Below are 14,342 nucleotides of genomic sequence, written 5' to 3' on the forward strand. Positions count from 1 at the left end.
CTCTACAACGATAGAACTGTACAACTTTACAACTTAAAAAAATGGCACATCCCAAACGGCGTCACTCGAGCACCCGGCGCGACAAACGCAGAACGCACTATAAAGCAACAGCAGTAACGCTCTCGACCGATACCCAAACCGGCGAAGTACATCAGCGGCACCATGCCCACGTTTTCGAAGGGAATCTGTTTTATAAAGGACAGATGATTGTCGAGAATTACGTCAAGACGGTCTAAAAAACAGCGAGTTGTTTAAAGTATTTCGCAAGCGTCTTTTCGGAGATGAACGCGAAATACTTTTTTATTGCCCGTCACCTCTCTATTTTTACGCTTTGTAGTCGCCAGTCAGCCCTGACGGGCGTGAATTGAACACATAGAGTTGATCGATGAAGATTGCAGTAGACGCGATGGGGGGCGATTACGCACCAGATGCAATTGTCGAGGGTGTTGTAATGGCCGCTGCCGGGTTGCCGGAACAAGTGACGATTGTGCTGGTGGGCCGGCAATCTATTGTGCAGGCATTGTTAACTAAGTATGGTGCCGATGCCCGAACGAATATTGAATGCGTTCAGGCTGAAGACATTATCGATATGGGCGAACACCCCACTAAGGCCCTCTCGCAGAAGCCCAATTCCAGTATTGGAGTTGGGTTTAAATTATTGAAAGACAGGCAGGTTCAGGCTTTTTGCAGTGCCGGCAATACCGGTGCCATGCATGTGGGAGCCCTGTTCAGCGTTAAAGCGATTGAGGGCGTTATCCGACCCTGCATCGCCGGATTTGTGCCGCAGATTACCGGGGGTCATGCTGTTATGCTCGACATTGGTGCCAATGCCGACTGCAAACCCGAAATGCTGGCTCAGTTCGGCGAAATCGGGTCAATCTACGCGCAGTATACGTTCGGTATCGACCGGCCCCGCGTGGCTCTGATGAACATCGGCCATGAAGAACAAAAAGGGTCGTTGGTAGCGCAGGCAGCTCATCAGCTTCTTAAAGACAATCGTCGGATTAACTTTATCGGTAATATTGAAGGGGGCGATTTTTTCGCCGGAAAAACCGACGTAATTGTTACGGACGGGTTCACCGGTAACACGCTGTTCAAACTCGGCGAATCGTTTTACGGCCTGGCGAAGGAGCGCGGCATTACCGACGCGTTTATCGATCAAACAAATTACGAGTCTGTTGGCGGAAGCCCCATTCTGGGTGTACATGGCAACGTTATTATAGCCCACGGCATTTCATCACCACTGGCTATTAGAAATATGATCAGTCTGGCGATTCGTCAGGTTGAATCAGACGCATATACCAAAATTGCACAGGCACTGAGTTGACAGTGAACAGGTAGCAACCAACAGCCAACAGTGCATACTGACGCTAATTAACTGTTGGTTGCTCACTGTTCACTGAAAAAAGTACCACCGAAACTATGAGTAAAGCTGCGATCACTGGAGTTCATGGATACGTGCCAGACTACGTGCTGACCAACGCTGAGTTGGAGCGCATGGTAGACACAAACGATGAATGGATTACAACCCGTACTGGCATTAAAGAACGACACATTCTGAAAGGCGAGGGCATGGGGTCGTCGCACATGGGAGCGAAAGCAGTGGCCGGCTTACTCGAAAAGACCAATACACGGGCCGACGAAATCGATCTGCTCATCTGTGCCACCACTACGCCCGATTACGTGTTCCCCTGCACCGCTAATCTGATTTGCGATATGGTTGGCATTCGTAATGTTGGCAGTTTCGATATTCAGGCGGCCTGTTCGGGATTTTTGTATGCGCTGACAGTGGGTTCGCAGTTTGTCGAAACCGGAAAATGCCGTAAAGTGGTTATTGTTGGGGCCGATAAGATGTCGGCTATCGTTGATTATACTGACCGCACAACCTGCATATTGTTTGGCGACGGAGCCGGGGCCGTATTACTCGAATCTGCCGAAGACGGCTACGGCATCATCGACTCACTCATCAAGTCGGACGGCGTTGGGCAGAATCACCTCTTTCAGAAAGCCGGAGGAAGCCGCTATCCGCCTACGCACGAGACTGTTGAAAAACGCTGGCACTACGTCTATCAGGATGGGCCATCGGTGTTCAAATTCGCCGTTAAAAACATGGCCGACGTTTCGGCGGAAATCATGGAACGTAATCAGCTTACGGGCAGTGAGGTAGCCTGGTTAGTGCCGCATCAGGCCAACAAGCGCATTATCGATGCCACTGCCAACCGCATGGGCATTGAGTCTGATAAGGTAATGATGAATATTCATAAGTACGGCAATACCACAGCCGCCACCATTCCGCTATGCCTATACGACTATGAGCCGCAACTGAAAAAGGGCGACAACCTCGTATTGGCCGCATTTGGCGGTGGCTTCACGTGGGGTGCCGCCTACGTGAAGTGGGCTTATTAGTCAGAACCGGGATTAGCCATGATTAACAAGATTAAGCAGGAGCGAGCTGCGCTCGTGACAAATCCTGCTTAATTCTGTAAATCCAGGCTAATCTTGGTTCAGATAACCTTGTTTAATCCTGTTAATGCTGGTAAATCCAGGTTCAGAAACATTTTATGGCAACAACTGCAGACATCCGCAACGGATTAGTCATCAACTACAACAACGATCTTTTTCAGATTACTGAATTTCAGCACGTAAAACCCGGTAAGGGCGCGGCTTTTGTGCGAACAAAACTCAAAAGTCTGACCACAGGCCGGGTTATCGACAATACCTTCAACTCCGGTGTCACGATCTTCCCCGTGCGGGTCGAACGCCGGAAGTTTCAGTTTCTCTACAAAGACGAAGCCGGTTACAACTTCATGGATCAGGAAACTTTCGATCAGATTAACCTCGATGAGAAGCTGGTGGAAGGTGCCGACCTGATGAAAGAAGGGCAGGAAGTAGAAATCGTAATCAACGCCGATACCGAAACGCCCCTCTCGTGCGAATTGCCGCCCTTCGTGGAGTTGGAAGTGACCTATGCCGAGCCGGGCATTAAAGGCGACACTGCCAACAGCCCCAAAAAGCGGGTCGAAGTAGAGTCTGGAGCCAAAATTATGGTGCCCCTATTCATCGACTCGGGCCAGAAAATCCGCGTCGATACCCGCACCCGCGAATACGTAGAACGAGTTAAATAAGTGAAGAATGAAAAGTGAAAAACAAACAGTATGCCTATTCCCACTTTTCACTTTTCACTCTTCATTTTTCACTAAGATATGAGCACACAGGAAATTCAGCAACTAATCGACTTTATCTCGCAGTCGGGTTTAGACGAGGTGAACATTGAAACGACTGATCTGAAAATCAGCGTGAAACGCTACGGTATAGGTGCGCCTGCTGTTGCCCCTGCCGCAACACCCGGTGCGGTCGCTCCAATGCCGGCAGCACCAGCACCTGTTGCACCAGCTCCGCAATCGACAGCCCCGGCAACGCCCGCTCCGACTCCGGCGGCAGCCTCGAACTACGTGACCATTAAATCGCCAATGATTGGTACGTTCTACCGATCATCGAACCCCGAAACGCCATCGTTCGTGGAAGTGGGCGACAATGTTAGCGAAGGTAAGGTGGTGTGTATCATCGAAGCCATGAAACTATTCAACGAAATCGAGTCGGAAGTATCGGGCCGTATCGTGAAAGTGCTGGTCGAAAATGCCACCCCCGTCGAGTACGATCAGCCGCTCTTCCTTGTTGAACCCATCTAACCAATGGTTGAGTGATTGAATGGTTGAATGATTGAATGGTTGAGTGATTGAATGAGTAATGTACGGCCCTCATTCGATCATTCAACCATTCAATCATTCAACCATTCAATCACTCAACCATTCAACTTTTATGTTTAAGAAAATCCTCATCGCTAACCGGGGCGAAATTGCGCTGCGGATTATTCGGACCTGCCGCGAAATGGGCATCCGAACCGTAGCCGTATACTCGACCGCCGACCGCGACAGCCTGCACGTGCGCTTCGCCGACGAGGCTGTTTGTATTGGCCCGCCACCAAGTCGGCAATCGTATCTGAGCATTCCCAGCATTATTTCAGCAGCAGAAGTAACCGGTGCCGATGCCATTCATCCTGGCTACGGTTTTTTGTCGGAAAACGCCGAATTCTCGCAAATCTGTGCTGATTACGGTATTAAGTTTATTGGTGCTACTGCCGAGCAAATTAACGGTATGGGCGACAAGGCTACGGCCAAAGCCACCATGCGGGCTGCGGGTGTTCCGGTTATCCCCGGCTCCGACGGGTTGCTCGAATCGGTTGAACAGGGTAAAAAGCTATCCGCCGAAATGGGCTACCCCGTCATTGTGAAAGCCACGGCGGGCGGGGGCGGTCGAGGCATGCGCATTATTCGCTCGGAAGACGAATTTGAAAAAGCCTGGAACGACGCCCGAACCGAAGCCGGTGCTGCTTTTGGTAATGACGGTCTGTACCTCGAAAAATTCGTAGAAGAGCCGCGTCACATCGAAATCCAGATTGTCGGCGACCAATACGGGCGCGTATGCCACCTCTCGGAACGTGACTGTTCGATTCAGCGTCGGCATCAGAAATTGGTAGAAGAAACGCCTTCGCCGATTGTGTCGGATGCGCTGCGGCAGGAAATGGGCGAAGCAGCTATCAAAGGAGCGCAGGCCATTGGCTATGAAGGTGCAGGAACCATCGAATTTCTGGTCGATAAACACGGGAAGTTCTATTTCATGGAGATGAACACCCGGATTCAGGTTGAACACCCGATTACGGAAGAAGTAACGGATTTTGACCTGATTAAAGAGCAGATTAAAGTAGCGGCTGGCGTTGAGATTTCGGGCCGGAACTACCTGCCCAAAGTGTATGCGATGGAGTGCCGAATCAACGCTGAAGACCCGGCCAACGGCTTCCGGCCATCGCCTGGTAAGATTACGGTATTACACCTGCCCGGCGGTCACGGCGTTCGGATCGACAGCCACGTGTATGCAGGTTACACCATTCCGCCGAATTACGACTCCATGATTGCCAAGATCATTGTGTCGGGCCAATCGCGCGAAGAAGTCATCACACGTATGAAGCGGGCCTTGCAGGAGTTCGTGATCGAAGGCATTAAAACCACGATTCCGTTTCACATCCGGCTTATGGACGACCCTAAATTCAAATCAGGTAAATTCACAACCGCGTTCCTCGATACGTTCGATTTTTCGGGGCTTTAAACGCTGAGAAACAGAGGTCGCGCTGAGAACGCAGAGTTTTGCGCCCGGTACGGTAGAAATCGTATCGGGCTACTTTTTTTGTAGGTTTACGACACGAAACTAAAACGGCTCACTATGAACACGTTCCCTGTTCAAAATCCACTCACCAGCCTCGACGTTTGGGAAGACGACCTGCTGACGCGCTACCCGCAGCCGGAGCATAAGGCGAAGGAAGATTATCGCAACTACGATAACCCGGAGCGCGACACGGTGCGGGAATTCTACCGGCTCAATCATACCTACCAAACGTATGACTTCGTGCGTGAGAAAGAGCGCGAGTTTCTGGCGTTTAACAAGAAAGAACTACCGGTTTGGGGCGCAATGGAGTTCCTGAATACGCTCGTGGACGACTCCGACCCCGATACCGACCTCGACCAGCTACAGCACTTGCTGCAAACCGCCGAAGCCATCCGCGCCGACGGCCATCCCGACTGGTTTGTGCTGACCGGGTTTCTGCACGACATGGGCAAAGTGCTGTGTTTGTTCGGCGAACCGCAGTGGGCCGTTGTGGGCGATACGTTCCCGGTCGGGTGCGCGCATTCGGATAAGATCGTGTACCCCGAATACTTCGCCAATAATCCCGACACCTACGACGAGCGGTATAATACCAAATACGGCGTATATGAGCCAAACTGCGGTCTTCGTAACGTACACATGTCGTGGGGCCACGATGAATATCTGTACCAGATTATGAAGGATTACCTCCCCGAACCGGCTCTGTACATGATGCGTTACCACTCGTTCTACGCCCAGCACCGCGAAGAAGCTTACGACCATCTGATGGACGACCATGACCGGGCCATGTTTGCGTGGGTGCGCAAGTTCAACCCCTACGATTTGTACTCCAAAAGCCCCAAACCGCCCGTAGTGAGCGAGTTGAAACCGTATTACGAAGACCTGATTGCCAAGTATTTACCTGCTACGTTGCGGTTATAAATTTTTAAACGCAGCGGGGCGGAGATTGCGCTGAGACCGCTGAGAAAAAACTCTGTGTTCTCTGTATAACCTCCGCTTCTCTGCGTTTAAAAAGTTATGCTCCTTACTTTTATTGCCCTATACCTGCTCTCAAACATTGCCGTTGGTGTGTGGGCCGCCCGGCGCGTAACGACGTCGCAGGATTTTGTGCTGGCGGGTCGGCAGTTGCCGCTGCTGCTGGCGGCATCGGTCACGTTTGCTACGTGGTTCGGTTCCGAAACGCTGATGGGTGCCCCGGCCATGTTCGTAGAGGGCGGCATTCAGGCAGTGATTGAAGAGCCGTTTGGCTCGGCCTTGTGCCTGTTTCTGGTGGGCGCGTTTTTTACCCGACCACTCTACCGCATGGGCATCACCACCTTCTGCGATTACTTCCGCATCCGGTTTGGGCGGTCGGCAGAGTTGCTGTCGGCGGTGATGGTGATTCCATCGTATTTTAGCTGGATTGCGGCCCAGCTCATTGCTATCGGCATCGTACTGAGCGTTGTTACCGAGGTGCCGCGTGAGTACTGTATTCTGTTCAGTGCGGTGGTCGTGATGGTTTATACATTGCTGGGTGGCATGTGGTCGATTTCCATAACCGACTTTTTCCACAACCTGATTATCGTGCTGGCTCTGGTAGTACTGGGCGTGGGATTGTGGCAGGACGTAGGCGGCTGGGAAACCATTCAGCAGCGCACCCGACCCGGCTTTTTCCGGTTTCTGCCCGAAACCACGCCCAAAGCATGGGTTGAGTACTTCGCGGCCTGGTTCACGATTGGGCTGGGCAGCATTCCGCAACAGGATATTTTTCAGCGCGTGATGGCGGCTAAAACCGAAGATACGTCGGTGAGGGCGTCGTTCCTGGCATCGGGACTATACCTGACCATTGCTATGCTGCCGCTGTTTATTGCCCTGATTGCTACAATGTTGCACCCCGATTTGCCGAAAGATAAGCAGATGATTATTCCGAATATGGTGATGCAGCACGGCAGTTTGCCGCTCCAGATTTTATTTTTCGGTGCCGTATCGTCGGCGATTCTGAGCGTATCGAGCGGGGCGATTCTGGCTCCTGCCACGGTTTTTGGCGAAAATATCGTGAAGTTTTTTCGGCCCGACATTGACGATCCAACGTTGCTACGGACTATCCGCTGGGCTATCGTTGTCATCACAGCCATTTGCGTCTGGATGAGCACCACGCGTGATACCAACATTTTCGACCTCGTGGGTGAATCGTCGGCATTCAGTTTGGTCTCATTGTTTGTGCCGCTTACGGCGGGTATTTACTGGAAACGCGCCAACCTGACCGGTTGCCTGTGGTCAATGGCTGTTGGCTTAAGCGTTTGGCTGCTGTGTATCTGGCTCGATACAGAATATCCGCCGATGATGTGGGGTTTTGCTGCCAGCGCACTGGCGATGGTAGGGGGGAGTTTGGTGGCCGGCGAAAGAGTGAAAGAGTGAAAGAGTTTTCACCCAAAATGCTGCTGCTCAATGCGCCCGACGTAGCCAATGGGTGCAGCACTCCATAAAAACGCAAATCTTTTGATGTGATCCCCCACGTTCGGGTACAGATTCAAACGTTCCAGCCTCTCAGCATTTATCCACTCAATAGCCAAGGCCGAGGTTTCGGCAGGATTTAGCACGGGCGTTCCTTCGCTGATGTCGGCGGCAAAAATCACGTGTAATACGTCTTCTTTCCGTTCTGACAGGAGCATCTCGCCGAAAAAAAGGGCATCCTGAACTGTCACCTCAATCCCCAACTCTTCGCGCAGTTCACGCCTGATGGTTTCGGGCAGAGTTTCACCCCGGTCGCAGTTGCCGCCGGGCAGGGCGTACACGTCATGACCGCCATACTGGTAGTGCATCAGCAAAACTTCGGTCTGGCCGTTGGTAGTGCGCGTGATAAGGGCTGCTGGACGAACTTTCATTGTTTGCCAATCAAAATCTGGCTAAAACTTTCTCAGAAACCGTTTGCCCGATAGATAGCGACGAGGTAGCGGCTGGTGAGGGGGCATTTACGACGTTGATAGCTTTGTCGGATTCGAGAATGGCGAAATCGTCGAGCAGGCCGCCGGTGCGGTCGCAGGCTTGCGCCCGAACGCCCGCGCCCCCGTCTTCGAGGTCGGCTTCCTGAATATCGGGAATCAGTTCCTGCAAGGCTTTCGTAAAAGCGGCTTTTGAGAACGAGCGGTACATCTCGCCCAAGCCCGTTTGCCAGTATTTGGCCGCCACTTTCTGAAAACCCGGCCACGATAACGTCTCGTACATTTCCTTCAGATTGATGTCAGATTTGGTGTAGCCTTCCCGCGCAAAGGCCAGCACGGCGTTCGGGCCAGCTTCTATGCCCCCGTGAATCATACGGGTGAAATGAACGCCCAAAAATGGAAAATTCGGGTCGGGAACGGGATAAATCAGGTTTCTGACCAGATGCTGTTTGTGAGGTTTGATCTTGTAATATTCACCCCGGAATGGCACAATCCTGACGTCGATAGCGTCGCGCTGCGTCAGTTGCGCTATTTTGTCGGAGTACAACCCGGCGCAGTTGACCACAAGCTTTGTTTCGTACCGGTCTTTGTTCGTTACCACAATACTCAGGCTATTGCCCGCCGTAACCTGTTCTACACGTTCGCCGAGCCGCAGTTCGCCACCTGATGCCTGAAATTTCACAGCTATTTTTTCGCAGACCTGCTTATAGTCGATGATGCCCGTTTGCGGCACGAACAAACCCGCCACGCCGTTGACATGCGGCTCGATCTCACGCATTTCGGCCAGCGAAATCCTGCGAATGCCCAACAGCCCGTTGAGTTGGCCACGTTCAAACAGCGTTTCTAACTGTGGTAGCTGATCGGGCTTCGTGGCAACCACAATTTTGCCGCAGCGTTCGTAAGAAATACCCTCTTCGTTGCAAAAATCGAGGAGCATCTGATAGCCCCGAATGCAATTGGTTGCTTTAAGTGAGCCGGGTTTATAGTACAGCCCGGAGTGAATCACGCCCGAATTATGACCGGTTTGGTGGCGGGCAACGGCGGGTTCTTTTTCGATCAGCACCACGCGCAGGGCCGGGCGTTGCTGTTGAAGGTGCAGGGCGGTGGCAAGACCAACAATACCGCCCCCAATAATCACTACGTCTGTCATACGCGGGTTATATACAGGGCAAAAATACGGCTTTCTGTGCGAAGTGCGTTCAACGGTATAAGTAGAAGCAATCGGTTAAGGCCAGTTCACGATTTATCGCCAGTTATTTCAACTGCCCTTCAATCCAGGCTAAGCCACGGCCATAGAGGGCGTGAGCAAACCGAACGCGGTTGTCGAAATCGGCGTCGGGCGTTTCGCCGTAGGTCCAGAACTCGCGGATGAGTTTGGCATTTTGGGCGGCTGTGGGCTGGTGATGCAGCGCGTCGGCGTCGGAGCGGTAGGGGGCAAACGCGGGTAGGTCGCTGTCGAAATGCTGAAAAAACAGGTGCCCACGCGGGGTTCTGACCCCACACAGGATGCCACTCGCCCGGCTGGTCGATGGAGCCAAACTGCCTTCCAGCCCGCGTTTCAGCACCATCACGGCGTCGAAACCAGCCAGCATTGCCAGTTCGGCCATTTTCATCTGGTACGTGATATGAAACACTGACGTCACTAAAATCTGCGCGTGACACGGGTTGAGCACTTTTTCGAGCGTTGCCAGAAAAGGCCGTTTCAGGATAATGCGTCGCCGGTCGACCCAGCGGCTCAGTGCGGGCGACAGTGCTTTCTGGTCGAGTACCCAGCCGTAATTTTCGAGCGGAACGCCCATCTCCTGATTCCCCAGCAAGAATTCGCAGTTCAGGTGCATGTATACGTCCAGCGCGTTGAGCGTAAATTTCGGCCCCCCCGACACGCCCACCAACGACACCGGCCCGTAGCCTTTCTGTAGAAAAAACTTCGCCAGCAGGGGTGTTATCATGTAACTGTTTTCAACGCCATCAAATGGTTCGGTAAGCTGTATCAGCGGGCGGTCGGCACAGCTAATGGTACGGAACGAAGGCGTAAACGTGCGTTCGGCAGCTCGCATAAGCCCCTGATACTCTTCGTTTGTTTCGTGCCGAACGCGCAAAATACTGGCTGCCAGCCCCCGAAATGTCTCGCATGGGCCATTGCCAAACAAATAATCGCCCAATTGCTCGGCTTCACTGACTTGCAGGTTATGACCCCGTACCAGCTTGGTAGCAATAGGATGCATACCCATTGGCAGGTCGGGGCATACTTTATTGATAAAAAACGTAGGATGCGAGAACGCACCTTTGCCAATCACTTCTTCCAGTGTATATTCTTCGGGAGTGGGGCCTTTTGCCAGCAGTGCACCCAGAAACACGCCCCGTTGCAGGGGGTGTGTTTCTGGGGCGGTCAGGGCTTTACGACACTCGGCTAACAGGGCGGGCGGCAGCGGTTTACTGCCGTGCTTGCCAATACCGATGTGTTGGATGCCCCGGCCTAATGGCGTATGAGCAGGCGCGTCTGAAGTCGGGCTGGCGATGGACATGGCAGCAGGTTGAGGGCGCATGAGTATGCATATAAAAGTACGGAAACAATTGCTACCTACTGATAAGCAAGGGAGATGAAATAGCTGCGCCCGAAGCCACTTCAGTTTCCGAGTGCCAGTCAGGGTGCAGACGTACAACTTCGCCAATGACAATAATGGCCGGATTCGTTAGTTTGTGGTTTTCAACAGTCTCAACAACACGATGAGCCGGTGCCAGGGCTACGCGTTCGTCGGCCCAGCTTCCGTTCTGAATTACGGCCACCGGTACATTGGCGCGACCTTGTTCAGTCAACGCAGCCACAATGTCGGGGAGGTGTTTCATACCCATCAGCACCACCAGGGTTGCCGTCGATTGCACCGCCGTGCCAATATCACCCGAAAGCTGATGGTCTTTGGTGGTGCCCGTCAGCACCCAGAACGACTCGCTGATACCCCGGCACGTAAGCGGAATGCCCGCCAACGCCGGCACGGCATAGCTGCTCGATAACCCCGGCACTACGTCGACCGCAACGCCACAATCCTGTGCAAAGGCTAATTCCTCAAAACCCCGCCCAAATACAAAGGGGTCGCCCCCTTTCAGCCGTACTACGTGGCCGTGGCTATGGGCGTACTGCACAATCAGGTGGTTGATGTCAGCTTGGGCAAACTCGCATCGCCCGCGACGCTTGCCCACAAATACGCGTTCGGCAGAGGCAGGCGCGTGTTGGAGCAGGTCGGGATGCACGAGCGCGTCGTATAGTACTACATCCGCTGTTTGCAGGGCACGAACGCCTTTCAGCGTAATTAGCTCCGGGTCGCCAGGACCGGCACCAACCAGCGTAAGCCGGGGATTATCAGAAAAGTTATTCATAGCCTGTTATGAATAGCATGAGTATAAATACTTAAAAAATTTGTTTTATTTGTCAATATTACCAAATAATAAAATAGTTTTACGATGAATTTTGATAATTAAGTTCTGTAAATAGTACTTTTTACAGAATATTATAAAAGTTGCTTGAATAGTGCAAATTGATTGAGCGAATAGTTGTGTTTCACCTGTAATTTTTCCTGACCATGACAAATATCGTGGTAGTGGGCAACGGAATGGTAGGCTACAAGTTCTGTGCCTCGTTGCTGAAACAGACGCAGGAGCAACAGCCCGATGGCGGTCGGCTGCGGCTTACGGTCTTTGGCGAAGAGCCGCGTCCTGCCTACGACCGGGTGCATCTGAGCCGTTATTTTTCGGGAACGCCTGCCGACGAACTGGCGATGGCCCCGGCCACCTGGTATGCCGACAACGGCATCGACCTGCGCACCAGCACGTGCATTACACACATCGACCGCGAAGCCCGCACCGTGACAACGCATACGGGCGAGGTGGTGAATTACGATGCACTCGTGCTGGCAACGGGTTCTGCTCCGTTTGTGCCGCCCGTGACCGGGGTGCAGAAAGACGGTATCTTCGTATACCGAACCATTGAAGACCTCGAAGCTATGACAGCCTGGGGTAATCGTGCAACAAAAGCCGTGGTAATTGGCGGTGGTTTACTGGGGCTTGAAGCCGCCAAAGCCGCGCTCGATATGGGTCTGGAAACGCACGTAGTAGAGTTTGCCCCCCGGCTTATGCCCCGCCAACTCGATGCCGCCGGGGGCGAAATGCTCCGACGCAAAATAGAATCCCTTGGTATCGGTATCCATCTCAATAAAAATACCGCCGAGTTCTTAGGTTATGATTGCGTAACGGGCCTGCGCTTTGCCGATGACAGTGTGCTGGAAACCGACATGGTTGTTATTTCGGCGGGCATCAAACCCCGCGACGAACTGGCCCGACAAAGCGGCCTGGCCGTTGGTCCGCGCGGGGGCATCGTTGTGAACGATTACCTGCAAACGTCAGACCCCAACATTTTCGCCATTGGCGAGTGCGCCCTGCACAACAGCATGATTTACGGGCTGGTAGCACCGGGCTACGACATGGCGACTGTGGTGGCAAGGCAGTTGACATCAGGCCGGGGTGGAGTGAAATTTACCGGCTTTGATCTCTCGACCAAACTCAAGCTTATCGGCGTTGACGTGGCAAGCTTCGGCGATCCATTCTGCGAACAGACGCCCCACCGAACGCTGTTGTTCGAGGATATGCTGACGGGCGTTTACAAACGACTGAACATCAGCCCCGACGGAAAACAGTTGCTGGGTGGTATTCTGGTGGGCGAAGCGGAGTCATACAATATGCTGTTGCAAGCCTGCAAAAACCGCGTGGTTTTGCCCGAAACGCCCGAAGACCTGTTGATGCCACCGCGCAAAGGCGATAGCACCCCGGCGTTGGCGGGGGTAATGAGCCTGCCCGATGAAGCCATTATCTGCTCGTGCGAAGGTATATCGAAAGCTATCGTCTGTACCGCCGTGACCGGGCAGGAACTGACCGACGTGGCCGCTCTAAAAAAATGTACGAAGGCCGGAACCGGCTGCGGGGGCTGCATACCAATGCTCAACGACCTGATTTCGGAAACGCTGAAAGAACAGGGCAAATTTGTGCGGAAGGTACTCTGCGAACACTTCGACCACACCCGGCAGGAACTCTACGACCTCGTTCGTATCAACGGCGAAACGACCTACGCCGACGTATTGGCCCACTACGGCCACGGAACCGGCTGCGAGGTGTGCAAGCCCGCCGTAGCCTCAATTCTGGCGAGCATTCACAACGATTTGATTGCCCGACAGGCAACTGTTCAGGATACCAACGACCGCTTTCTGGCGAATATTCAGCGGGGTGGCACGTATTCGGTGGTGCCGCGCGTGGCCGGGGGCGAAATCACCGCCGATAAGCTCATTGCGCTGGGCGTAGTTGCCAGGAAATATGACCTGTATTGCAAAATCACGGGTGGGCAGCGCATCGATTTATTCGGGGCGCGGGTCGATCAGTTACCGCTGATTTGGGACGAACTGATTGCTGCTGGTTTCGAGAGCGGTCATGCCTACGGAAAAGCCCTGCGAACGGTGAAAAGCTGCGTGGGTAGCGCGTGGTGCCGGTTCGGTGTGCAGGATTCGGTTGGGTTTGCCATCGAAATCGAAGAGCGGTACAAAGGGCTGCGGGCACCGCACAAGCTGAAAGGGGGCGTGTCGGGGTGTGTGCGCGAATGTGCCGAAGCGCAGAGCAAAGATTTCGGCATTATCGCCACCGAAAAAGGTTGGAATTTGTATGTCTGCGGCAATGGTGGGGCCAAACCTCAGCACGCCCAACTGCTGGCGTCGGACATTGACCGCGAAACCTGCATCCGCTACCTCGACTGTTTTCTGATGTTCTATGTCAAAACCGCCGAACCGTTGACCCGCACCGCCACCTGGCTCAACAAACTCGAAGGCGGTATGGCCTACCTCAAAAGCGTGGTCATCGACGATGTGCTGGGCCTGAACGCGCAGTTTGAGGCCGACATGCAGCACGTCGTGAATACGTACCAATGCGAATGGAAATCAGTAGTGGACAACGACACCCTGCGGAGCCAATACCGCCACTTCGTCAACACCAGCGATACCGACGACACCCTTGCCTTCGTGACCAACGAACGCGGACAAAAGCAACCCACAAACTGGTTGAATGATTGAATGATAGAATGATTGAATGATTGAATGGGGTGCTGAGGTAGTAGCCCTCATTCAATCATTCTATCACTCAACCACTCAATCACTCAATCACTCAATCATT

At 53.1% G+C, this 14,342-nt stretch carries 13 protein-coding genes; 9 read left to right on the top strand and 4 right to left on the bottom strand.

What is annotated here, in order from left to right; genetic code table 11:
• Positions 1-41 precede the first annotated feature (41 nt).
• The 8 genes from rpmF to AWR27_RS22330 all read left to right on the top strand — a co-directional run bounded on the left by rpmF (position 42) and on the right by AWR27_RS22330 (position 7,614).
• Positions 42-236, top strand: coding sequence for a 50S ribosomal protein L32 (rpmF, locus tag AWR27_RS22295; RefSeq protein WP_077133233.1), 195 nt, complete (start codon positions 42-44; stop codon positions 234-236).
• A gap of 149 nt (positions 237-385) precedes the next feature.
• Positions 386-1,327 (top strand): phosphate acyltransferase PlsX, encoded by a 942-nt coding sequence (gene plsX, locus AWR27_RS22300; protein WP_077133234.1) that lies wholly within the window; start codon positions 386-388, stop codon positions 1,325-1,327.
• A 95-nt stretch (positions 1,328-1,422) separates the two neighbouring features.
• Positions 1,423-2,406 carry a beta-ketoacyl-ACP synthase III gene (locus AWR27_RS22305; RefSeq protein ID WP_077133235.1) on the top strand — a complete coding sequence of 328 codons (984 nt, stop codon included), beginning with the start codon at positions 1,423-1,425 and terminating at the stop codon, positions 2,404-2,406.
• Positions 2,407-2,561: 155 nt separating this feature from the next.
• Positions 2,562-3,125 carry an elongation factor P gene (gene efp / locus AWR27_RS22310; RefSeq protein ID WP_077133236.1) on the top strand — a complete coding sequence of 188 codons (564 nt, stop codon included), beginning with the start codon at positions 2,562-2,564 and terminating at the stop codon, positions 3,123-3,125.
• Between the two features lie 78 nt (positions 3,126-3,203).
• Positions 3,204-3,689, top strand: a complete 486-nt coding sequence (gene accB / locus AWR27_RS22315) for an acetyl-CoA carboxylase biotin carboxyl carrier protein (protein WP_077133237.1) — start codon at positions 3,204-3,206, stop codon at positions 3,687-3,689.
• A gap of 130 nt (positions 3,690-3,819) precedes the next feature.
• Entirely contained in the window at positions 3,820-5,163 is a 1,344-nt protein-coding gene (accC, locus tag AWR27_RS22320) for an acetyl-CoA carboxylase biotin carboxylase subunit (protein WP_077133238.1), read from the top strand.
• 114 nt (positions 5,164-5,277) lie between these two features.
• Entirely contained in the window at positions 5,278-6,138 is an 861-nt protein-coding gene (locus tag AWR27_RS22325; protein WP_077133239.1) for an inositol oxygenase family protein, read from the top strand.
• A gap of 96 nt (positions 6,139-6,234) precedes the next feature.
• Positions 6,235-7,614, top strand: coding sequence for a high affinity choline transporter 1 (locus AWR27_RS22330; protein ID WP_077133240.1), 1,380 nt, complete (start codon positions 6,235-6,237; stop codon positions 7,612-7,614).
• 8 nt (positions 7,615-7,622) lie between these two features.
• On the opposite strand, the gene AWR27_RS22335 is transcribed toward AWR27_RS22330, so the two are convergent.
• From AWR27_RS22335 to cobA, 4 genes are all read right to left on the bottom strand, one after another.
• Positions 7,623-8,081: an NUDIX domain-containing protein gene (locus tag AWR27_RS22335; RefSeq protein WP_077133241.1), complete on the bottom strand. Its 459-nt coding sequence runs from the start codon at positions 8,079-8,081 to the stop codon at positions 7,623-7,625.
• Positions 8,082-8,091: 10 nt separating this feature from the next.
• A complete protein-coding gene (gene lhgO / locus AWR27_RS22340) occupies positions 8,092-9,288 on the bottom strand; it encodes an L-2-hydroxyglutarate oxidase (RefSeq protein ID WP_077133242.1) in 1,197 nt (398 codons plus the stop codon).
• 103 nt (positions 9,289-9,391) lie between these two features.
• On the bottom strand, positions 9,392-10,684 hold the full coding sequence (locus tag AWR27_RS22345; RefSeq protein WP_232325903.1) for an anthranilate phosphoribosyltransferase: 1,293 nt from the start codon (positions 10,682-10,684) through the stop codon (positions 9,392-9,394).
• 31 nt (positions 10,685-10,715) lie between these two features.
• Positions 10,716-11,513, bottom strand: coding sequence for a uroporphyrinogen-III C-methyltransferase (gene cobA / locus AWR27_RS22350; RefSeq protein ID WP_077133244.1), 798 nt, complete (start codon positions 11,511-11,513; stop codon positions 10,716-10,718).
• Positions 11,514-11,716: 203 nt separating this feature from the next.
• On the opposite strand from cobA, the gene nirB reads away from it, so the two are divergent.
• The gene (gene nirB / locus AWR27_RS22355; RefSeq protein WP_077133245.1) at positions 11,717-14,242 is read left to right on the top strand and encodes a nitrite reductase large subunit NirB; all 2,526 of its coding nucleotides are present in this window, start codon (positions 11,717-11,719) and stop codon (positions 14,240-14,242) included.
• The last annotated feature ends 100 nt before the right edge of the window (positions 14,243-14,342 follow it).

Source organism: Spirosoma montaniterrae, from assembly GCF_001988955.1.
Taxonomy (GTDB): domain Bacteria; phylum Bacteroidota; class Bacteroidia; order Cytophagales; family Spirosomataceae; genus Spirosoma; species Spirosoma montaniterrae.

Coding starts and splice junctions, on each gene's coding strand:
- nirB (WP_077133245.1), top strand. CDS start 11,717: ATGACAAATATCGTGGTAGTGGGCAACGGAATGGTAGGCTACAAGTTC.
- accB (WP_077133237.1), top strand. CDS start 3,204: ATGAGCACACAGGAAATTCAGCAACTAATCGACTTTATCTCGCAGTCG.
- AWR27_RS22305 (WP_077133235.1), top strand. CDS start 1,423: ATGAGTAAAGCTGCGATCACTGGAGTTCATGGATACGTGCCAGACTAC.
- AWR27_RS22330 (WP_077133240.1), top strand. CDS start 6,235: ATGCTCCTTACTTTTATTGCCCTATACCTGCTCTCAAACATTGCCGTT.
- efp (WP_077133236.1), top strand. CDS start 2,562: ATGGCAACAACTGCAGACATCCGCAACGGATTAGTCATCAACTACAAC.
- rpmF (WP_077133233.1), top strand. CDS start 42: ATGGCACATCCCAAACGGCGTCACTCGAGCACCCGGCGCGACAAACGC.
- plsX (WP_077133234.1), top strand. CDS start 386: ATGAAGATTGCAGTAGACGCGATGGGGGGCGATTACGCACCAGATGCA.
- AWR27_RS22335 (WP_077133241.1), bottom strand. CDS start 8,081: ATGAAAGTTCGTCCAGCAGCCCTTATCACGCGCACTACCAACGGCCAG.
- AWR27_RS22345 (WP_232325903.1), bottom strand. CDS start 10,684: ATGCGCCCTCAACCTGCTGCCATGTCCATCGCCAGCCCGACTTCAGAC.
- AWR27_RS22325 (WP_077133239.1), top strand. CDS start 5,278: ATGAACACGTTCCCTGTTCAAAATCCACTCACCAGCCTCGACGTTTGG.
- accC (WP_077133238.1), top strand. CDS start 3,820: ATGTTTAAGAAAATCCTCATCGCTAACCGGGGCGAAATTGCGCTGCGG.
- cobA (WP_077133244.1), bottom strand. CDS start 11,513: ATGAATAACTTTTCTGATAATCCCCGGCTTACGCTGGTTGGTGCCGGT.
- lhgO (WP_077133242.1), bottom strand. CDS start 9,288: ATGACAGACGTAGTGATTATTGGGGGCGGTATTGTTGGTCTTGCCACC.